This is a genomic window from Prochlorococcus sp. MIT 1307 (assembly GCF_034092395.1).
In the GTDB taxonomy this organism is placed as follows: domain Bacteria; phylum Cyanobacteriota; class Cyanobacteriia; order PCC-6307; family Cyanobiaceae; genus AG-363-K07.
Genome location: NZ_CP139301.1, coordinates 1,823,698 through 1,844,640, shown reverse-complemented (window position 1 = coordinate 1,844,640; position 20,943 = coordinate 1,823,698). Strand labels below are relative to the sequence as shown.

The following is a 20,943-nucleotide window of genomic DNA, read 5'->3' as shown; positions in this document are numbered from 1 at the left end:
AATCTACATGTCAAAAAAGGATTTCTTAATAAGGCTCCTAAAATTTATACTTTTTAAGATCCTTATTATTTTTGAAGATGCTCCTTGATCGCCATAAGGGCTCTCGACTTCTGATAGTCTCATACAGAAAGTGGGAGAGTAAATTTTATTTAAGGCTTGTGCGATTGAATCAAAGTCAGGCTTGCAATTAATTACGCTATGGGCCTGCAACCTTCCTTTTTGTCTGTCTCCTATATTTATAGTAGCTTTCTTAAAAAAAGGCACTTCCAAAAGACCACTTGATGAGTTGCCAACAACGCCATCAATATATTGCAAAAGACTCAGGTATCTTTTCTGTCCAAGAGATGTAAAGGCATAGGAATTTGGTTTCTCACGAACAAAGTTAGTAATTAATTTAAAAATCACATTATTGCCTGGGTCTGCATTAGGCATTGTAAATATCAAAGTTGTATCTTGAACTCTTTTCAGTGCTTCGAGCATCTCATTCATCGGGCGAAGCGAATCTTCATCATCAAGAGTAACAGGGTGATAAGTAATTAATAAAGATTTACTAAGCAGTTTTAAACCTAAAGACATCTCAACTTCTGATTTTGAAAGTAGATCAATTGAATTTATTGAATCTATGCCCATTCCACCAACATTGAAAACTCTTGAAGGGTCCTCACCTAATTGTATAACTCTTCTACGATACTCCTCAGCTGCTACAAAGTGCAGGTGAGAGAATTTTGTGATTGAGTGTCTTATCGCCTCATCGATTAATCCTTCGGTCAATTCACCGCCATGTATATGGGCAATCGGAATTCTTGCGAAACAAGCAGGTAGAACTGATGACATGAGTTCATACCTATCTCCTAATAACAGAATCAAATCTGGATGGATTTCATCGTATGCCTTAGCAAACTCTTGAAGCCCCTTAGCAGTTGAGTTAGAGATGTCAGTGGGTCTATCAGAGTTCAAGTCAATATCAATTTGCTTTGCAATTGGAATACCATCTGAAATTATTTCGTTGATCGTATAACCAAATCTTTTTACTAAGTGTGTACCAGTCACCAGTAAATAGAGCTCAAAGAATGAATCTTCATTAAGTTTATGGATGAGATTCCTTAATAAGCTATATTCCGCCCGTGTTCCAGTAACGACGCAAACAGAAAGTCTTGATGCATTTTTCTTTACTATTGAATCATCGCTCATTTGCATATTTGCGGACTGCTTGGTAAATTCACAAGACGAGAAAACTCTGACTCTGCATTTGGCAATGGTCCTTTAGGGTTATCTAAGAACATAGGAAGTTTAGTTAAAAGTTTCCATGCAGGCCTTAATCTTATGCCTATTGCATTTGATTCTTGAACAAGGTCTAAACATTGAGATTTTGCATGATCCTGATTATTAGCAGTAAAACGAGCAGTCATTAACCATTTGTTTGAAATGCAATCATCTCTAGCTCGCAATAGTTCGATTCCTTTTAAAATACTAAATTGATTGTAATAAGAATCCGCTAAATGGTTCTTACGTTCTAAACGTCTAGCAAAGTCTTGCATTTGTGATACACCTAAAGCAGCATTTATATTTGGCATTCTGTCATTCCAACCAATCTGATCATGTTGATACATCCAGGGGTGAGGTATCTTTGCAGTAGTAGAAATATGTCGTGCTTTTAAAGCAAGGTTTTTGTCATTAGTTATTAAAGCTCCTCCACCTCCAGTCGTGATAATTTTATTACCATTGAAACTCAGAATTCCAACTGCACCAAATAGGCCACAATGTATATATTTATTTGATTCTTTGCTCCAACTTCCAAGAGCCTCAGCGGCATCTTCGACAAGAGGCAGCTCCCATTCAAATGCAATTCTTTTTAGTTCAATAATCTTTGATGGATTACCAAACAGATGCACTGGGAGAATTGCAGCAATTCTTCTGCCCGTATCCCTATTAAAAACCTGTCCATTTTCTTTATATGCTAATTTTTCTAGTCTGCCCTGAAGTGCTTCCGGACAAAGACCAAATGTGTTACTTTCAATATCTACAAAGTGAGGAATTGCATTAAGGTGACAAACAGCATTTGCTGTGGCTACAAATGTTAAAGGTGGGATAATAACTTCTTCATCTGGTTTAACATTAATTATGCTAAGTGCTAATCTTAAAGCAACAGTTCCATTTGTAACCGCTATTGCATAATCTGCTCCTGTATATTTACAAAGTTCCTCCTCAAATTGATTTACATATTTTCCCGCTGTACTGACCCAACCAGAGTCAATGCATTCTTTTACATATTCCCAAGCAGCTGTATCTTTAAATTCAGGTTCGTGTAAAAAAATTGGGTTATCTACCTTTGCAGGTCCAACTACTTTCTGGATAGCATCTAGAATCTCTTTAGTAGAAGATGATCTACTCATATCATATAACTGCCAACACGATATTTACTGAGATTAGAAGGTTTTGAGAACCATTCAATTGTGGAATTAATACCTCTTGTAAAACCTTCTATTCCTCCATATTCAGGCTCCCAGCTTGTCAATCTCTTAAGAAGGCTATTGTCTCCATAAAGTCTATTAACTTCTGAATCTATAGGCCGCATCCTTTCCTCGTCTGAGATTATTTCTATATCTTTATCCATACATTTAGAAATTAATGAAGCAGTCTCGCCTATAGATATTTCAAAGCTACTAGCTGAATTGATAACTTGTCCAAGTGTATTCTCACTATTAGCGACTGCCATAAATGCTGCACAAGTATCTGTCACATAGTTAAAGTCTCTTGTAGGGGAAAGAGCACCTAGCTTGACCTTATTTTGCCCAGAAGCTATTTGAGTAATAATGGTCGGAATGACAGCCCTGGAACTTTGCCTAGGGCCATAAGTATTAAAAGGCCTTAAAATTGATACAGGAGTTTCAAAGCTTTTCCAATAGCTAATTGCTAATTGATCAGCACCTATCTTACTCGCAGCATAAGGTGATTGTGCAGAAAGCGGATGATCTTCTGTTATGGGAACAAATTTAGCCGTACCATAAGTCTCAGAAGTTGAGGTATGTATAACTCGAGCTGTAGAAAGTTCCCTTGCAGCCTGAAGAACATTCAAGGTTCCAGTTATATTAGTATCAATATAACTGGATGGGGCAATATAGCTATATGGGATAGCTATTAGAGATGCAAGATGGTATACGTGTTCACAATTAATCATGGCATTTTTTATAGATGCATAGTCTCTAATATCTCCAAGTATGATTTCAATGCTATCTGTAATAGAAGATGGTATTGTATCTAGCCATCCCCAACTACCATTCGAATTATAAAGACAGAAAGCACGTACATCATAGCCATGAGATAGAAGTTTCTCTACTAAATGAGAGCCGATAAATCCATCAGCACCAGTAACAAGAACTTTCTTATTGGTGAGCATAATCGACAGCTAAAGAGTTAAGCCAATAGAATGGTAGATATATTTCATAGAGAAGGTTCTCCTAACGATGAGGTTAATGAGAAAATATTTTCAGCAAGAATAAAGTCTTCAGGCAAATCTATATCAATAGCAATGCGTTCTTTAGTTCTGAAAAACGATGAATTTGGCGTCATGAATGAATTATATGAGTTCAAACTTTGCATTGATGAAATATAAAAGTTACCTGTTATAAAATAATAACATGATGGATAATTCTGTCTATTTGCATTTTGGGGTGGGCTGACGAGGTAAGACCAATTATCTTTTGTGTCAAGTACAATGCATTCACATGGATTCTCTTTCATGGGCTTAATTGAAATTACTGGAATAGAATCACCTTCTACATGTTTACTAATAGCCTTTTCAACATCATCTCTTAACCTAAAGGGATAAGTAGGTTGCAAGAGAATTACAGAATCGGTTGTTACTTGATTTCTTTGATCATAAATTGCAACAGCATGCTTTATTGATTCTATCACTAAAGATTCATCTGAAGCTAACTCTTTAGGCCTATTAACAGTAAAAATATTATATTTCTCTCCTCTTTGCAATATAGAGCTGGAGTCACTAGTTAAAATCACTCCATCTACATTAGACAATTGTTTCGCAAATTTAATCGTATGGTCAACTAGCGGAAGGCCACCTATTTTTCTTAAGTTTTTACCAGGAATACCCTTTGACCCGCCTCGTGCTGGAACAACGGCTAATATATTTAACTTATCAGATTTTCTATCAGTTAGTAACATCAGCAATTAAAAATACAATGATACATAGTCAAGATGATCAATCTAATTAAAGAGGCTCTTGATAGTATGCCCTAGCTTAGTATATTCATCAATGGATCTAGAAAGCCATATTGGAATTGCAACAGAATTATTTAACAGCTCGTAAGTTAGCTTGGAGTGATTCACTTCATGATCAGATAAAGCATGTTTCCAGTAATAGCTACAATGCCAATTCATTGCATCAGGAATATTCTTAGTCCCGATTTCCTGAGATTTAAGAATTGAGATAATTTTACTCTTAGTTGCTTCATCTAAAGAGCGAATGATCAAAGCATCATAAGATCCTTTGCTGTCTTGGAGGCTTTCTCTAACTTTGCAGCAAGAAGATATTTGTTCATACAATGCACTATATCTTTCTATGTTTTTTTCTAAAATATGGTCTAACTTCTTCAATTGTGCCTTTCCAATTGCTCCTTGTAACTCAGTCATTCGATAATTAAAACCAGGCATTAAGGCATTATCTTCTCCTCGAGACTTGTTCGGCTCAAAAGCGTGCCCATGGTCAGTGTATGACTTTACATAGCGACTAATATCCTTTTGATTAGTTAAAATCATGCCTCCCTCTCCGCAAGTTATATTTTTTCCATGGTCAAAGCTGAAGACTCCTACATCTGCAATTGTTCCAAGGAATGATGATCCTTGCCTTGCTCCAATAGCTTCACAGGTATCTTCTATAATTGGGATAGATAGTTTCTTCGCTAATTGTTTAAGCTCTCCTATAGGGCCAGCCATACCTAACATATGAACTATTAATATTGCTTTGGTTTTAGGTGTTACTCTAGATAGGCAATCTTCAATATCAAGATGTAAGTTTTCATCTACATTACATATTATAGGAGTGGCACCACAGTCAATAATTGACTCTACTGTTGCTATAAAATTGAAAGCCTGTGTAATCACCTCATCTTTATATCCAACACCAAGAGCCTTTAGTGCACATTTAATTCCGGAGGTGCCTGAAGACACTGCTTGACAGTATTCAGAGGAAAAATATTCGGAAACATCATTTTCAAATTCCCGCACATGAAATCTTTTACGCAACTTATCAAATCCATGCGCAAACAAGACACCACCCTCTTCAAACACCGCAGAAGCGGCCTGAGCCTCTGCATTATCAATAACCTCAAAGCCAGGCATAGGAAAAATTACAAACTTGAAAAAACATGATTATTTCGATCTCTATTCCTTCTGATCATAGATTGATACCATTCACTATGGCCAGATTTTTTCTGATCATCAATAGAAAATAAAGAAAGTCGTACAACCAATCCGCGCTGGGTATTATCTGGAACCATTTCAGCAAAATGCACACTATTTGAGTGATGAATTGTGCAATCACCAGGCTGGTAATTATATGCCAGTATCTCTGTATTCTCTAAAGCAGAAGTATCTTGGATTGTCAAAGAGAATCCACTCTCATCTGAAGGTATATGTGATAGCGAAATGTCATTTCTAACTTTATAGTATTGCAAACCGCCTGAAGTTGGTTTCTGGTTATTAATTGGAATATAAAATGTGATTCCTTTTGCTCTTTCTAATCCATAGTAAGCATTATCCTGATGTGGTGGAATCGGAGTTCCTTTTGCACATCTTGAATGAATCTCTAGACTCTTTATGTAGACCTTTTCAGAAAGCAACTGCTCAGACAATTCAAAAACATCTGAATTGACATACCTACCAAACAGCTCTGCATTTAGAGCAATTGGATATTCAAAATATTTAATGTATTCTTCACTATTTAAGGCATCAAGAGTTAGCCCCTTTTTATCCTCTCTAAATCTATCGATAATGCTTCTCTCATTTTTCAAGAAAAACGCACAAGTCTCGTTACAAAGATCTTTAGGGAACAAAGAGGGGATGTAAAGAACAGAAGACTGGGAAAATCTATCAAGCTTCGCTTTGTCTATTTTACCTTTCATTATAGGGGCTATTAACATGCTATTCTTTATATTTTAACACTAAAGTGAGCTCTTAAGTTTAAAGAGAACCCAAAATTAATATTCATTTAATTAAAGGCACATTATTCCATTCCAAATAAGCTTTCTCTAATGATTCTGGCTTCCCTATATCTAGCCAATATTCATGAATGGGGTAAACAATCACCTTCTCTCCAGATTTCTTTGCCAAGAGAAGTAAATCAGGCATATCAAAAAATCGATTGCTTGGTATCAACTTTAAGATTGAAGCTTCAATTACGTAAACACCTGCACTTACCAAATTATATATAGTGGGTTTCTCAACAATATTCAAAATTTCTATTCCATCAGTCTCAACGACTCCAAAAGGTATTTCTACCTGGTATTGCCTTGCGCACAATGTGATTTTAGAATGATTCTTCTTATGGTATTTAACCAATTTAGACAAGTCAAAGTTAGTTAATATATCACCATTTATTATTAATAATGATTCTTTAATACTTTGCTGAATTAAATACAATGAGCCAGCAGTACCGAGAGGGCTCTCTTCAACAAGATATTTAATACTTACATTCCACTTAGATCCATCTCCAAAATAATCAATAATTTGCTCCTTGAGATAATTTACTGAAAGATAAAACTCACGAAAACCTTGATCAATACATTGACTCATTATTATTTCTAAAATAGGTTTTTCTCCTATCTTTAGCATAGGCTTTGGGCAATCATTTGTATAAGGTATTAGTCTTTTTCCCTTCCCACCAGCCATTATTACGACAGGTGTATCTGATTTTCTAGAGCCAAGTTCTTCACTTAAAAGTCTTATTTCTATTACCTTGTTATCCTTGTCTAAAACAGGTATCTGCATCAATGAATAATTGCGCATTATTTCCAATGCCTCGCCGATACTTGAATCTTCCCTGACAAACTTATATTCTTTAGTCATATATTCTTCAACTGGTTCAGTTAAAGGTCTGTTATCTAACAATGCCTTTCGGATATCACCATCAGTAAGTACTCCTAGAAGCACATTTGACTTATCTACAATCAATGCCACTTGCAAAGCACCTTTATCTATTACTGATATTGCTTCTATTAGAGAAGCAGAGGGGGGAATAAATACTTGCTCAAATTGCTTCATATTTTATTTTATAATAAATAATTTAATTAATAAGTATTTATATTATAAGCACGCATTATTAATTTAAAAGATTTTTATAAGTAATATGGAGCCAAGCGGACTCGAACCGCTGACCCCCTGCATGCCATGCAGGTGCTCTACCAGCTGAGCTATGGCCCCATTTGGGTTTTTGACAGTTGTTATCAAGAAATTTGGAAGGTCTGGTAATCCTCCATAATCCCTTTAAATAGCCTATAAAACCTAATTTACCTAGACCCCCCCCAAGGGTCTTGCTAAATTAAATCATCTAGGCATGGCTTCTCGGCAAAGCTGAGGCAATTAAATGCGTATCCATCCAACTCAAAAATAATGTTGGGTGGCAGCTAAGAAGCCATGAAGCAGGAAACACCGAATAACTGATGTGACTTAACAAAACCTAGTGGGCCTAGGAAAGAAAAATCCTCAAAGTTCAGTATCTCACGTTACGACTGGTCAGGTCGTAACCAAAGAAAGATTATCACTGCGGTAGCCAAACCCAGAGAGAATGCAGTACGGAAGCATTCCAAAGTTCATGACAATTCAAATCTGAAGCAATTAGCTGGGGAAAGGAGAGGTCAAGAAAAACTCCTCTGGTCCCCAACGGGGCAAACTTTCCTTTCTCGAGCTTATAAGTCAGCACTGTTTTTAGCATCTTGATAAGCAAAGGAAGGGGTAATAGAGACAAAATGAGTTTCTTTACATCCTCCTACTAAATAAGAAGTCAATTTGTTCTTAACTGATACCCCCCCTTTTTTTTTGAGTATAGGTGAGCTTTTGGAATTGATTTCTGAGATAAATGTATCTTTATTGTTCTACCTCTTTTGTTTTTTAGAATAGCTTGATAGGGGTTCCATCCCGTTGCTATAAATATGATCAAGAGTACATCTTATTAATAATAAAAGTCATTGGTTCAAAATCTGTTCAAGGGGTTAGGCCCAGAAGATAGCTATAGAAATTTTTACCTTCTTTTACAATTAATAAGATCAAGGCATTATGGTATCAAGGTCTTTCAAAGATCTCAATATCATTAATCAATGAAATCAAAGCTTTAAAATTACTTATATCTTTTGAGCCCAAAGTGTACACTATTCATCTGTTAGAATTTTATAGAAGCCATATGCACTAACTAAACCTTGCAAAGGAGCAGTTATCTCTGTAACCACCTCGGTGGTTACATTAAGTAGACTCTTACCTATATAAATCACATCACCGTCTCTTAGGAAAGGATTCTTATATGAGCCTCGCGGAGCTGAAGCTCTTAATCCAAATTTCCTGCGATCAATTTTTCCATCACTGTTATATCTCAGAAAAGTCACTGGTCCTTTCAACACCTTTGCTCCTCCACCTATTTCTATAGCTTCTGTTAAAGAAGCGACTTTACTAACAGTTACAACTCCTGGTTTTTCAACTCTTCCACCTAAATATACATCAATAAACTTTGGATTTAGATTAGATTTAATGGCTTTAGAAATCTGCGATAGTATTGGTTTATTGCTCTTAGAAACAAAAATTGTATCGCCATCCAAAAGGCGTAAGTTTTGTGAATTATCTTTTAAATCAAGAGTCTCTATAAGATTAACCTTGGTTCCTATTCTTCCACTGCCCTCTGAAATACTGTTAATCCTAGTTACTTTTATATTTGTCAAGTCTGAATACATTGTAATTCCACCACTTTTTCTAATTGCATCAATAAGGGTAGGGAAAAATACACTTCTATCTAAAGTGGATAGTCCCTTTGTTTTTACACTAATAATGTCTGAAAATTGCCTCCATTTATCATCATCAGCATCTTCTTCTTCTTCTTCTTCTAGAAGTTCGAATGGACTAGATTCTCCTTTTAATACATACAAGCCAGGTTCTTCAACTTCACCATCAATATAAACTTTGACTGGTCTATATCGAACCATTAATAGCTGCACATCAGGTTCATTGACATAGGCTGAATATTCCTTATTTAAGATCTCAGTTAATTCACCTATCGTCAAACCAGAAGCATAAATCCTGTTCAATCGTTGAAGATTAGCAATCCCTTCACCGTTGATATTGAATATTTTATTTAGATTAGTTGCCTCTTCGGCCACCTTTAAACTGAGAACATCTCCTGGCCCTAAGATATAATAACTGCTATCAGGTATCTGTTTTATGTAGTCTGATGATGGCTGATTAGTGTTCTCAGCTGCCGAAATTTGCTTGGGTTTATATAAATCAACCAAAAGCATTTGATTAAGCAATAAGAACTGAAGTCCTAAGATTTTGATTTTTTGGATGTTCATGTGAGTCTGAATAATTAAAAATAGATGTTTCTGTAGTAGTTGGAATTAATTTATGTTTATTTATCGTTTTATGTATTCAAAATAATATCACTTAGAACTAGCAGTCCTAAAACTGGCGTTTTTTGCAATAAAAGCTTTTTTCTAGTCTCAATAAGTTCTTGATTCCTGGTAATTCCCAATGCAGTAACGACAACCAAATTGGAACACTTCGTCGCTTCTCTCAAGTCCTTAGTAATTTTATATTGACGAACCAGTGAAGATTGCCTTAAGGATTCATCAAGTTGTGTAAGTACTGAATCAGCAATCTCCCCAACTGAAATCAAAGCAATGCTTCCCTCAGCATTTGAGAATGGACAAGAGGCCACTACTAATTCCAAGGACTCTACCCAAAATTGCTTTTTACCAACCGGCAGCACAGAAAGCAAAGGCCATCTGACTAATGACTCCATTTGAGTCATTGAATAAATAATATCTTTTCTTCTGTCATTGATCAGTGCCACACCACTCCCTGCAAAAATCCCACCTAAGAAACCAAACGCTAATATTCTTTTATTACTTGGCGCGACTGGATTAGGAAGCAATGTTGGTTTTGTTATTAGTTCCCAAGGATCTTCACTGCGAGCCTTCTCAAGCAAAAGAGCCCTATATTGATTCTCTAGGGTATTAAGAGTCGATTTATCTTTAGCCTCAACACTTATAAGCTGCCTATATTTAATCAATACTCCTTCTGGTCGTTCTGCGGCCTTCAAGCGTGCTTGGGCATCTGCCTTTTTCGCAAGCAGGAACCCTTTAACTTGTCTCTTGAGCAAGTCAATAAGAAAGATTCTTTCTTTCAGTAAGTTTTGAATACTTGTATCCTTTTCTTTATAAATTACTCGTAACTTTGCCAAACGAGAATCAATTGCCTTTAACCGATCTGAAAGTTCTGTAATGGCAGGTATTGTTGAAGCTGCATACATTATTTGATCAGATGGGCCTTTCAAGTCCTGAATCTGTTCAAGCTGTTGATCGATAAATCTAATTTGATTTGCTGCTTTTACTCTAATACCTTCGATATTTATAAAGTTTGATATTTCTTTATCAATTTCTGCTTCACCTTGGAGGACAGTTAAATCTTGATCGATTGCAAATTGTTGTGCTACTTTTGCTGATTCAATGCTCCTACTCTTAAATATTGCAATTTGCTCTTTGAAATATTCTTCACCCAACTCAATGCTTCTCATCCTCTTCCTGCCTGAATAATCTTGATAAGTAGTAGAGATTCTATTTAAAACTGGCAGGACAAGGTCCTTATCAGTATCTCTATAAGCAAGGTTCAATATTGAAGTTCCTTGTTCAAGTTGAATATCTAAATTTTTATTTTCCCATTCCCTAAACCTTAATTCTTCAATTGGTTCATTTTTCAACGATTTTTGAGCTTTTACAAATTGAAAGATATTCATTAATACCGAAGGGCTTTTGAGGATTCCAACTTCAGTTTCCAATGCATCATTATTAGGGCTTAAGCCTGCCCAATTTGCAATCTTTGGATTAATTGATAGGGCTGCTTTTCCTTTTCCACTTTCAAGTACAATTTGAAATTCTCCCTGCCAAACTTTTTTTGTTCTAAATGCAATTAGACCACTAAGCAAAACACCAAATAAACTAAATATTGCTATTAATCTTTTATTTCTATATAAAGAATCAAAGAGTTTTTTAAGGTCAATTTCATCTTCTAAGATTGGATCAACTACTCCATCATTTAAAGAAAACTTTTGATTAGAATTCATCCCCCGAAAAAGTTCTCTTCATAATTTGGTAAATATTACTATATAGAAAGAACTAATCAAGAAAAATTGATCTTTTGAGTTAATTCTTTTTCCGGCCAAACAAGCTTAAGCTTGGCGCCAAACAGCTAAAAGTTTTCCTTGAATTTGAACTTGCTCTGCCTCAAGTTCAATGGGTTCATACAAAGCATTAGCAGCCTCGAGCCTTATCAAGGCTCCATTTCGATGAAAATATTTTAGAGTTGTTCCACTGCCTGGAACCATTGCACTAACTACAGTTCCATTCTTCAGCCTCAATGGCTCTAGAACTGGCTCCATTAGAACTACATCTCCATCTGCAATATGAGCATCAACCATAGAATCCCCATTCACCGTTAAAGCAAATAAATCTCTCCTTTCAAAAAAGGAATTGAAGTCCAGCCTTTCCTGAACATCATCAAAAGTCTCGATCAATCCACCTGCTGCAACTGCTCCAAGTACAGGTATGCCTGAGACCAAACCGCCTAAAAGTTGCAACGTCCTAGCTTGACCTTCTTGCCAAGTAATCCAACCTTTTTCTTGCAAGTGCCTAAGCCTGCTTTGAATAGGAGCAGGAGACCTTAGCCCCATTGCTTGCATCATTTGCCTAATAGAAGGGCTGTGGTGATGAGTAACTATGTAATCCGCTAACCAGTCATACAGCTCTTGCTGTGCAGATGTAAGAACGCTATGAGTTGACGTCTCCACGAGCCTGATTCTTGCTAACAATACATTTGTACCTACTTGCAAGACTTATTGCAAGTTTAAAGGCCGCCTAACAAAGCTGCTAAAAGGGCTTGTTGAACATGGAGGCGATTTTCTGCTTGATCAAAAACCCTACTAAAGTCACTTTCTATAATCTCAGCAGTAATTTCCTCTCCGCGATGAGCCGGTAAACAATGAAGCACTATTGCATCAGGGCGAGCCGCTGAAAGTAGCTTCATATTGAGGCAAAAATCTTCGAATGCTTTTTCCCTTATTCCCTGCTCTTCTTCCTTGCCCATTGAAGCCCATACATCTGTATAAACAGCATTTGCTCCGCTAACCGACTCCAATGGATCATTGGTTAACAGAATCTGAGTTCCATCCAACGCAATTTCCTTTGCTTTTTCAACAATATTGGGAAGAGGCTCAAAACCTTTTGGACAACCGATACGCACATTTACCCCTAAAAGAGCTCCACAAAGCATCAATGAATGTGCAACATTATTACCATCACCTACATAAGCGAGAGTCTGTCCCTCAAGACTGCCAAAGGCTTCGTGCATCGTAAAAAAATCTGCAAGAGCTTGGCAAGGATGTTCTAAATCTGTGAGTGCATTAATTACAGGAATAGAAGACCACTTTGAATAGTCTTCCAATTCCTCCTGGCTATAAGTTCTGATAGCCAAAGCATCGCAAAAGCGACTTAAAACTCTGGCCGTATCCTCTAAAGGCTCACCTCGGCCAAGCTGAGTAACCTTTGGGTTTAAATCAACTGTTTGTCCTCCAAGTCTAGCCATTGCCACTTGGAAACTCACTCGAGTTCTGGTCGAAGCCTTGGTAAAAATCAAACCCAAAACACGATTACCAAGATCGATTCGGCGATCACCTTTTTTAAGCTGAGCTGCCAAATCAAGTAAAGCAACTATTTGTTCTGACTTGAAATCAGATGAAGAAAGGAAGTCCCCGCCTTTGAGAGAAGAAAGAACGGCAGCGACACCATGGGAAATTTCGGCCATGGAGGAAGCTTTAAAAAGTTGTTATGGAAGAAAAAGACTATTTAGTCAAGTGTTTAATGCCGAAATGATTTCTTTAGGCATAGTGCTTTGTGCAAGCATCTCCTTGAGCTGATCACCTTCAATTACTTCTTTTTGAAGAATCTCCTGAGAGATATTTTCCAACAAAGGGAGATTGTGTCGAAGAATCTTCAATGCATTTTCATGGGCCAGATCAACAAGACTTCTTACTTCCTTATCTATTGCCTGAGCAGTTGCATCACTTACAGCCCTCCTTGGATTGTTGTTACCTCCCAAGAAAGAACCTCCACCTTGTTTGTCATAAGCAAGAGGTCCCAAAATTTCGCTCATTCCATATGTGCCCACCATCTGTTCAGCCAAATCAGTCGCTCTCTGCAAATCATTTGAAGCTCCAGTAGTTATCTTGCCAAATACAATCTCTTCAGCAGATCTACCTCCAAGCAAAGTTGCTATTTGCCCTTGTAGATCCTCTTTGGAATTCAAGAATCTTTCTTCAGTGGGTAACTGCAATGTATATCCAAGAGCACTCATTCCCCTTGGGACTATAGAAATTTTGGCCACCTTGCTTCCTCCAGGCATTAAGTGGCCAACTATTGCATGACCAACTTCGTGATAAGCAACAACTTTCTTCTCATCTTCTTGAAGGACTCGACTCTTCTTTTCAAGACCAGCAACAACTCTTTCAATAGCCTCATTAAGGTCTTTTTGTTCAACCTGGTTTCTCTTGGCTCTGGCCGCTAGTAAAGCTGCCTCATTAACCATGTTCGCCAAATCAGCACCTGCAAAACCACTAGTTGCTTGTGCAATTAGATCCAAATCAACTCCTGAGGCTAACTTCACTTTCTTGACGTAGATCTCAAGAATCGTTTTGCGCCCAGAAAGATCTGGTCTATCAACTAAAACTTGTCTATCAAAACGGCCTGGGCGCAAAAGCGCAGCATCAAGAACTTCTGGCTGATTAGTCGCGGCTAAGACAATGACTGGCTTGTCTGTAGAAGCAAATCCATCCATTTCCGTTAAGAGCTGGTTAAGGGTCTGCTCTCTTTCATCATTGCCACCTACAACACCCATAGAACCAGATCTGCTTTTCCCAATTGCGTCAAGTTCATCTATAAAAATGATGCATGGAGCCTTCTTTTTCGCTTGTTCAAATAGATCCCGAACTCGCGCAGCCCCTGCCCCTACAAATAATTCCACAAATTCTGAGCCTGAAATGATAAAGAAAGGAACGCTTGCTTCCCCTGCCACTGCTTTAGATAATAAGGTCTTTCCAGTTCCTGGAGGCCCTACTAAAAGCACACCTTTTGGAATTCGAGCACCAATCTCTGTATATCTTTCTGGGGTTTTGAGGAAGTCAACAATCTCAGTTAATTCATCCTTTGCTTCATCGACACCAGCAACATCATCAAAGGTGACACGTGACTCTTCATCAGGGACATATACTTTTGCTTTGCTTTTTGTAAAACTCAGAGCTCCCTGAGCGCCACCTCCTCCCATGCTCCTTCGAGCAAAGAACTGTAGTACAAGTATGAAGATCAGAGGAGGAACAACCCAACTAAGAATCGTCGTAAATATATTTGGCTTCTTAGGAGGAGCTGCAGCAAATTCAACACCCTTATTTTCCAGGCGCTGAGGCAAATCCATATCAAAAATTGGTGTGGTAGCCAAAACTGAAGGAGCACCTTCTTCTGGGGAAGACAGCTCATAGCGGATTTGATCTTGAGTGATATAGGCCCTCTTTACTTCCCCATCAGTAACCTGATCAATAAATAGCGAATAAGGGACACGTGGAACTTGCAAGCTTGGATTAGGCAAGATGCTGCTAATCAGGAGCAACAATCCAAATCCAATCAAAACAAAATTAATTATCCCGAAACGACGATTCGGCTGATTGTCATCCTGACGAATCGCCATAGTGAAAAAAAACTCAGTGAAATACAAATTAAGCGCGACAGACTTGAAGCGTTTAATTCATCTGGCGTAAGAACCGAACGAAAAGGCAAAAATCAACATTTCATCTCTGGGAGAAGCACGTTCAAAAGCCAATCTCCACCAAGTCTATGCATTGAACCAGACTTTAAAAGCAATACCTGATTCATTGAGGTAAACCCTAAATCAGACAAGGGGCTCATCGAAGTAATTCCTCCTAATAATTTGGGAGCCATCACTATTGCCAACTCCTGAACACAGCCCTTTTGAATCGCAGTTGTTGCCAAAGTTGGGCCACACTCCCAAAGCACACGGTTACAGCCTCTTTCTGCTAATTCATTTAGTAATACAAGAGGGTCAGCCTCATTCAGAGACATCCGATCTAATCCCTCTGGCAATTTTTTTAAACACTCTTGGACAGAATTAGGCCCATGAGCAATAACAGTTTTAGCTTTGGCTGTATTCCAAAGCTGGGCTTCAGCAGGCAAATCAAGGCTTCGAGTAAGCACTACACGAAGAGGCTCCGGATCAGACAAACCTCTACTTGTTAACAAAGGGTCGTCAGATCGAAGAGTTCCACCACCAATAATCACAGCGTCACATTTCGCCCGAAGACAATGAACCCATTCACGTGCTTTTGTTCCACTGATCCATTGACTCTCACCATTGGGAAGTCCTATTCGCCCATCCGAACTCATAGCCCACTTAAGGATGCCCCAAGGTCTTCCATTCCTAACTCTAAAAATAAATTCCCGGTTCTGATTAGCTGCTTCTTGCTCAAGTAATTCTGTAATAACTTCAAGGCCTGCCTCACGTAGTCGTGAGATTCCCTTCCCTGCAACACGTGGATCTGGATCTTGTAATGCAACCACAACTCTCAATATCCCAGAATCCAAAATCGCCTCTGTACAAGGAGGAGTTCTTCCTTGATGACAACAAGGCTCAAGCGTTACAACCAAAGTACCTCCTTTTGCCTTTACGCCAGCCTGAGCCAAAGCATCAATCTCCGCATGAGGCATCCCAGCTCGAACATGAAACCCTTCTCCAATCAATTTCCCGTTTGGATCAAGAACAACAGCGCCTACTAATGGATTAGGACTAGTACATCCCTCTGCAAGTGCCGCCAGCTGAAGAGCTCGGCGCATCCAAGGCGCCCAAGGAGAAGAAGTATCTTCAAGTTTGGCCATCTACTAATTTCTCGGGCAGCAAGGAACGCCATTCACTAACGACATATGGCGGTACTGGTAAATCATTAAAGACTTCTGGCAACATCAAACGCAAAGGACGATTATTTCTCAAATCATTAACCAAAGGAGATAAATCAAATTCTGCTGCCGCTTCCCGTGAATCATTTACTAGTTTTGAATTAGATAAAGTTATATCTTGCAAAAGCCAATCCTTACGTCCAGCATGCACCACAAGTGAATTGGGGTGATCCATCCGCAAAGTGCCTGGATAACCAACTATTCGCAAAACCAACTTACCTTCATCCAGTTCATTCGGATAAGCCACTACCTGCCAAGTTTGATAATCCACATCCCGGAGGCTTTCCAGGCTTTTAGTAAACAACCTGCCATTATCAGTTTCAGTAAAGAGAAGTGAAGCATTAGTTATTGATGGAGCCTGCAGCAATAATGCAATCGTCAACAAAAAACAAAACAAGGCATTCTTTAACCCTTTAATCCGACGTACTTCTTTGAGGTTCACAATGCTCCGAATCAAGAAGCGCATCCAAAGTTATTGCAGACCGTACCAAAGACTGATACTTCTGAAAAATCCGCTTGTTACGTTCCAGCCAGCGCGCTGGATCCTCGCCTTTGATGGAAAAACTACTTTTCCCATCAAAGCTTGGAGTGTCAACATCAACCAACTCCATCTCTTCTTGCTGTCGTATTAACGCAATCAGAAGTTCATGAAGACGTCGACGCCTTTCTAAATTCTGAGTTGTCCAATCGCTTGGCTTTTCCACTAATCCCTTCTATCAAGCAAGAGATTATTACTATTCAAGTCAAGATCCATTAAAGGCTCCCAAGAAATTTCTAAATGCAAAAGAAAACAAATCAAATCAATAAAGTTGAAAATCTGATACATGTCATCGGCACTGATGCATCAGGTCCAGAAAAACTCCCCAAGTACCTCCAGGAATTAATTCTCTCAACGAAAAAAATCGCAGCCCCAAAAAGAATTTTAAAAATTATCCCTCAATGGTGGAGCAATTCAACTAAGAAACCCCTTCCTGAGTGCATCGCAAGTGATAGCCCATCTGAGTTAATTAACTGGTTAAAAAAACAGGGTGATCAAGTCATAGTGCTAGCTAGTGGCGACCCTCTTTGGTTTGGTATAGGCAGATGTCTAGTTGAATCTTTACCTGGCAATCGTCTCGTTTTTCACCCTTCCATAACTTCTATGCAACTAGCATTCGCTCGTTTAGGTATACCTTGGCAAAATGCAAGTTGGATTAGCCTCCATGGTCGTGACGCTGCTCCTTTAGCAAAACGTTTACAAGAAAGGCCTGAAAGCTTGGCCATACTTACTAATCCAACCAATGAGGGAGCAAAGGAAGTAAGGCAATACTTACATGCATCTGGCCTAGAAGAAAGTTATGCACTCTGGATCTGCGAGCAATTAGGACATCCACAAGAGCGTATTCAACGTGTAATGCCAAAGGATGAATTAGCCCCAGATCTTCACCCACTCCACATTGTGATTCTTCTAGAAGAAAAGCCATCACCACCAACCCCAGAAAGCCTTCCCTTATTTGGGATAGAAGATGGCATTTTTTTGCAACACGATGACAGTCCTGGGCTTATGACCAAAAGAGAAATCAGGGTTCAATTAATAGCCGACCTGGAGTTACCAAAAGAAGGAGTGCTTTGGGATATTGGCGCAGGAGTTGGAAGTATAGGGCTAGAAGCACTTCGATTAAGACCCAAACTAAAACTACTTGCTATTGAAAAACGTATAGGTGCTAGTTCATTAATTCAAGCCAATGCAAAACGCTTATTTGTCCAACCTGCTGCAGTTATCGAATCCGAAGCTCTCAAAGTGATCACTAATAGAGAGATACCAGAAGATCTGTGTAATCCCCAAAGAGTAGTTCTGGGAGGTGGAGGTATTCACCGAGAAAAACTTTTAGAAGTAGTTTTAAAACTACTTCCTAAAGGAGGAATAGTACTAATTCCTTTTGTTACGTTAGAAGCCATGTCAGAACTAACTAGAACTTTAAAAGACTCAAGTTGCGAGTTAACTATTAGTCAACATCAATCATGGCGAGGCGTCCCTCTTGCAAGTGGAACAAGGCTTTCCCCTACAAACCCGGTATTCATCCTAAAAGGAAAAGTTCTCTAAAGAATAACATTTGCAATAGATTTATTTAATATCTTTAGATGTGCCTGATATATATTCAATATTAACAAAGTCGCCAACTTTAATTCCCAGTCTTTCAACTGCTCCTGCTTCCAATTCAATTACACTATCCACCAATTTATTTGGGCCATAACTTTTACAAGGAGATAAAAAGCAAGGCTTTAGACTTTTTTCTATAGCAACAATCAAACCCTCTGAAAGGAAAACTATATCAAGAGGGATATATGTTTTATGCATCCAAAATCGAACAATTTCTGCAGGAGAGAATTGAAACCACATTCCAGTTCCTGAATGAATTAAAGAACGCTCCATCAACCCAATTCTTTTCTCTTCAATAGTGTCTGCAATTTCAAGCAATAAGCATTCTCCAATTGGCAAACACCATCTAGCCTCTAAAGGTAAGTATTGAGGAGACCGCACATCAGACGAATAGACATTCCCAGGCAAAAAGGTATTACAGACAAAGAATCCGCAACCTAAGAACAAGGTGAGAAATTTAGTCCCCAAGAAAGGGTCTGAGGAACTATCTTTATTGGCGGTCCGGTTTCGCGACATGAGGGAGCCCCCAACCCAACTTATTTCGAAGAACCTGAAAAAATTCATGATCTGAAAGTCGAACAAATTTCACGGGATGATCACTACGACGTATCAAAACTCTGTCCTCAGGCCAGACATAACAACCCGCACTTCCATCAACGACCATCATCAATCTTTCAGGGGTAGCAGGGAAAACAGTCACAGGCTCCTCATCACTAAAAACAAGCGCTCTAGAGGCAAGAGAATGTGGGGCAATAGGTGTTAATTGCAATACCGGACAATCTGGACTTATTACTGGCCCACCTGCACTCAAAGAGTAGGCTGTGGATCCAGTTGGAGTCGAAAGAATTACTCCATCCGCGGAGATATCTACTGGAGCATGACGTCCTATTGAGACCTCAAAATGGCACATGCTAGTTAGAGGCTCACGATGCAAAGCCATCTCATTCAGACACAAAGCCTCCCATCGACGTTGTTCACCACGCATAACGCTCACCACAAGGCTAGTGCGCTCTTCAAGCATCCACTGCATTGATAGAACCTGATCAAGAGCCCTATCTAAATCTGCCAAATAAGCTTCTGCTAAAAAGCCCATGTGGCCTGTATTGATCGTAAGAATTGGTATTTGTACTGGCGCAGTCTGACGAGCTGCAGACAGCACAGTGCCATCACCCCCAAGAACAATCGCAAAAGCAATCGAAGAATCAAACCCTTCTGGAACACATGCGTTGTACCCCAACATGCGCATGTTCTGGTCAGGGTTAGCAAAGCCCACCATGCCACCTGAGCTGCTAACACGAACCACCTCATGACCAGCCTTGTGAAGGCTCTGCTGAATTGTGAGAGCAGTCTTTACAGCAAGATCCTTGCCATCATTGACGATCAGTCCTACCCGGGACACCGATCGAATTGACAAAGTACATAATCACTTTAAATGAAAGGTTTACTATTTACTCACCAGGCGTCACCGACATAAATGAAGCAGTCATAGAAACTTTCATCAAAATTGATCCAAAAAGCGTAGATCACTTGTATAAAGCCTTCGGATGTCATCAATTCCATGGCGAACCATACAAAAACGTTCGACTCCAAGTCCAGCAGCAAAGCCACTCCATCGATCTGGATCGAGACCTAACCCCTCCAAGACCGCAGGATCAACCATTCCGCATCCCATGACTTCCAGCCATCTACCTCGCCATTGAACATCAACCTCTGCAGAGGGCTCTGTAAAAGGGAAATAGCTCGCACGAAAACGTACTGGTAGATCTCCAAAAAAAGCCTTCAAAAAAGCCATAACGGTGCCCCGAAGATGACTGAAGTCCAAACCTTCATCTATAGCCAGCACCTCAACCTGATGGAAAACTGGAGAATGAGTTGAATCAACTGTGTCACGACGATAAACCCTTCCAGGTGCCACAACCCTGACAGGGGGAGGGTTGTGCTCTAAATACCGAATCTGAACTGGTGAAGTATGGGTTCTTAAAAGAAGATTTTCCCCAAGATAAAAAGTGTCTTGCATATCCCGAGCTGGATGATTCTCAGGAATATTTAAAGCCGTGAAATTGTAATGATCGTTTTCCACCTCTGGGCCTTCTGCTACTCCATATCCCAACCCACAAAATAAATCAACAATCTCCTCACTAGTTTGAATTAAAGGATGACGCTTACCTACAGGAGTACCAATTGAAGGCACGGTCACGTCAATAGTTTCTTTAGCCACCAAATCAGCTAAAGCTTTCTGTTTCAAAAGCTGTAACCGCTGCGAAATTAATCCTTGCAATTGATTCTTAAGCACATTGGCCCTCTGACCCACCAAAGGACGATCAGAGCTTGGAAGCTGACCCATCGCTCCAAGAACCGTTGAAAGACGGCCTTTCTTACCAAGAAGATTTACCCTCAATTTTTCAAGAGAGTCCTCATCAACTGCTTTCGCTATATCTTGTTCCGCTTCTTCCTCCAGAAGCTCAAGCTCAACTTTGAGTTGTTGCAAGGAGACAGTGGAGCTCACGGCAAGAAGGT

19 protein-coding genes and 1 tRNA gene are annotated in these 20,943 nt (G+C 39.1%); 1 reads left to right on the top strand and 19 read right to left on the bottom strand.

Translation table 11 applies throughout. The annotated features are described in order from the left end of the window. Positions 1-3 precede the first annotated feature (3 nt). The 16 genes from neuC to SOI82_RS09450 form a co-directional block, all read right to left on the bottom strand. The gene (neuC, locus tag SOI82_RS09525; protein ID WP_320667172.1) at positions 4-1,191 is read right to left on the bottom strand and encodes a UDP-N-acetylglucosamine 2-epimerase; all 1,188 of its coding nucleotides are present in this window, start codon (positions 1,189-1,191) and stop codon (positions 4-6) included. Beyond that, positions 1,188-2,393: a LegC family aminotransferase gene (locus tag SOI82_RS09520; RefSeq protein ID WP_320667171.1), complete on the bottom strand. Its 1,206-nt coding sequence runs from the start codon at positions 2,391-2,393 to the stop codon at positions 1,188-1,190. Before SOI82_RS09520 ends, neuC begins: the two co-directional genes overlap by 4 nt. Further along, positions 2,390-3,397, bottom strand: a complete 1,008-nt coding sequence (locus SOI82_RS09515; protein ID WP_320667170.1) for an NAD-dependent 4,6-dehydratase LegB — start codon at positions 3,395-3,397, stop codon at positions 2,390-2,392. The genes SOI82_RS09520 and SOI82_RS09515 overlap by 4 nt, the downstream gene beginning before the upstream one ends. 44 nt (positions 3,398-3,441) lie before the next feature. Continuing rightward, complete coding sequence (locus SOI82_RS09510; protein ID WP_320667169.1) at positions 3,442-4,182, bottom strand: acylneuraminate cytidylyltransferase family protein; 741 nt, start codon at positions 4,180-4,182, stop codon at positions 3,442-3,444. 42 nt (positions 4,183-4,224) lie between these two features. Further along, the gene (locus tag SOI82_RS09505) at positions 4,225-5,358 is read right to left on the bottom strand and encodes a DegT/DnrJ/EryC1/StrS family aminotransferase (protein ID WP_320667168.1); all 1,134 of its coding nucleotides are present in this window, start codon (positions 5,356-5,358) and stop codon (positions 4,225-4,227) included. Positions 5,359-5,366: 8 nt separating this feature from the next. Beyond that, a complete protein-coding gene (locus SOI82_RS09500) occupies positions 5,367-6,140 on the bottom strand; it encodes a phytanoyl-CoA dioxygenase family protein (protein ID WP_320667167.1) in 774 nt (257 codons plus the stop codon). Between the two features lie 82 nt (positions 6,141-6,222). Next, positions 6,223-7,278, bottom strand: coding sequence for a nucleotidyltransferase family protein (locus SOI82_RS09495; RefSeq protein WP_320667166.1), 1,056 nt, complete (start codon positions 7,276-7,278; stop codon positions 6,223-6,225). A gap of 86 nt (positions 7,279-7,364) precedes the next feature. Beyond that, positions 7,365-7,437, bottom strand: a tRNA-Ala gene (locus SOI82_RS09490). Between the two features lie 944 nt (positions 7,438-8,381). Beyond that, complete coding sequence (locus SOI82_RS09485) at positions 8,382-9,569, bottom strand: polysaccharide biosynthesis/export family protein (RefSeq protein WP_320667165.1); 1,188 nt, start codon at positions 9,567-9,569, stop codon at positions 8,382-8,384. Between the two features lie 68 nt (positions 9,570-9,637). Then, complete coding sequence (locus SOI82_RS09480; RefSeq protein WP_320667164.1) at positions 9,638-11,338, bottom strand: GumC family protein; 1,701 nt, start codon at positions 11,336-11,338, stop codon at positions 9,638-9,640. A gap of 105 nt (positions 11,339-11,443) precedes the next feature. Then, a complete protein-coding gene (lexA, locus tag SOI82_RS09475; RefSeq protein ID WP_320668417.1) occupies positions 11,444-12,061 on the bottom strand; it encodes a transcriptional repressor LexA in 618 nt (205 codons plus the stop codon). A gap of 56 nt (positions 12,062-12,117) precedes the next feature. Then, positions 12,118-13,074: an ornithine carbamoyltransferase gene (gene argF, locus SOI82_RS09470; RefSeq protein WP_320667163.1), complete on the bottom strand. Its 957-nt coding sequence runs from the start codon at positions 13,072-13,074 to the stop codon at positions 12,118-12,120. Between the two features lie 45 nt (positions 13,075-13,119). After that, positions 13,120-15,006, bottom strand: coding sequence for an ATP-dependent zinc metalloprotease FtsH (ftsH, locus tag SOI82_RS09465; protein ID WP_320667162.1), 1,887 nt, complete (start codon positions 15,004-15,006; stop codon positions 13,120-13,122). Positions 15,007-15,098: 92 nt separating this feature from the next. Then, positions 15,099-16,208, bottom strand: coding sequence for a bifunctional diaminohydroxyphosphoribosylaminopyrimidine deaminase/5-amino-6-(5-phosphoribosylamino)uracil reductase RibD (ribD, locus tag SOI82_RS09460; RefSeq protein ID WP_320667161.1), 1,110 nt, complete (start codon positions 16,206-16,208; stop codon positions 15,099-15,101). After that, the gene (locus SOI82_RS09455; RefSeq protein WP_320667160.1) at positions 16,195-16,728 is read right to left on the bottom strand and encodes a DUF3122 domain-containing protein; all 534 of its coding nucleotides are present in this window, start codon (positions 16,726-16,728) and stop codon (positions 16,195-16,197) included. Before SOI82_RS09455 ends, ribD begins: the two co-directional genes overlap by 14 nt. Continuing rightward, the gene (locus tag SOI82_RS09450) at positions 16,700-16,990 is read right to left on the bottom strand and encodes a hypothetical protein (RefSeq protein ID WP_320667159.1); all 291 of its coding nucleotides are present in this window, start codon (positions 16,988-16,990) and stop codon (positions 16,700-16,702) included. The genes SOI82_RS09455 and SOI82_RS09450 overlap by 29 nt, the downstream gene beginning before the upstream one ends. Positions 16,991-17,064: 74 nt before the next feature. Here SOI82_RS09450 and cbiE point away from each other — a divergent pair, with 74 nt between their 5' ends. Beyond that, positions 17,065-18,369, top strand: a complete 1,305-nt coding sequence (gene cbiE / locus SOI82_RS09445) for a precorrin-6y C5,15-methyltransferase (decarboxylating) subunit CbiE (RefSeq protein ID WP_320667158.1) — start codon at positions 17,065-17,067, stop codon at positions 18,367-18,369. Positions 18,370-18,390: 21 nt separating this feature from the next. Here the strand turns inward: cbiE and SOI82_RS09440 are convergent, their stop codons facing one another. The 3 genes from SOI82_RS09440 to pheS form a co-directional block, all read right to left on the bottom strand. After that, entirely contained in the window at positions 18,391-18,942 is a 552-nt protein-coding gene (locus tag SOI82_RS09440) for a DUF192 domain-containing protein (RefSeq protein WP_320667157.1), read from the bottom strand. Continuing rightward, positions 18,917-19,825, bottom strand: coding sequence for an NAD(+) kinase (locus SOI82_RS09435; protein WP_320668416.1), 909 nt, complete (start codon positions 19,823-19,825; stop codon positions 18,917-18,919). Before SOI82_RS09435 ends, SOI82_RS09440 begins: the two co-directional genes overlap by 26 nt. Positions 19,826-19,924: 99 nt before the next feature. Further along, positions 19,925-20,932 carry a phenylalanine--tRNA ligase subunit alpha gene (gene pheS, locus SOI82_RS09430; RefSeq protein ID WP_320667156.1) on the bottom strand — a complete coding sequence of 336 codons (1,008 nt, stop codon included), beginning with the start codon at positions 20,930-20,932 and terminating at the stop codon, positions 19,925-19,927. Between the last annotated feature and the right edge of the window lie 11 nt (positions 20,933-20,943).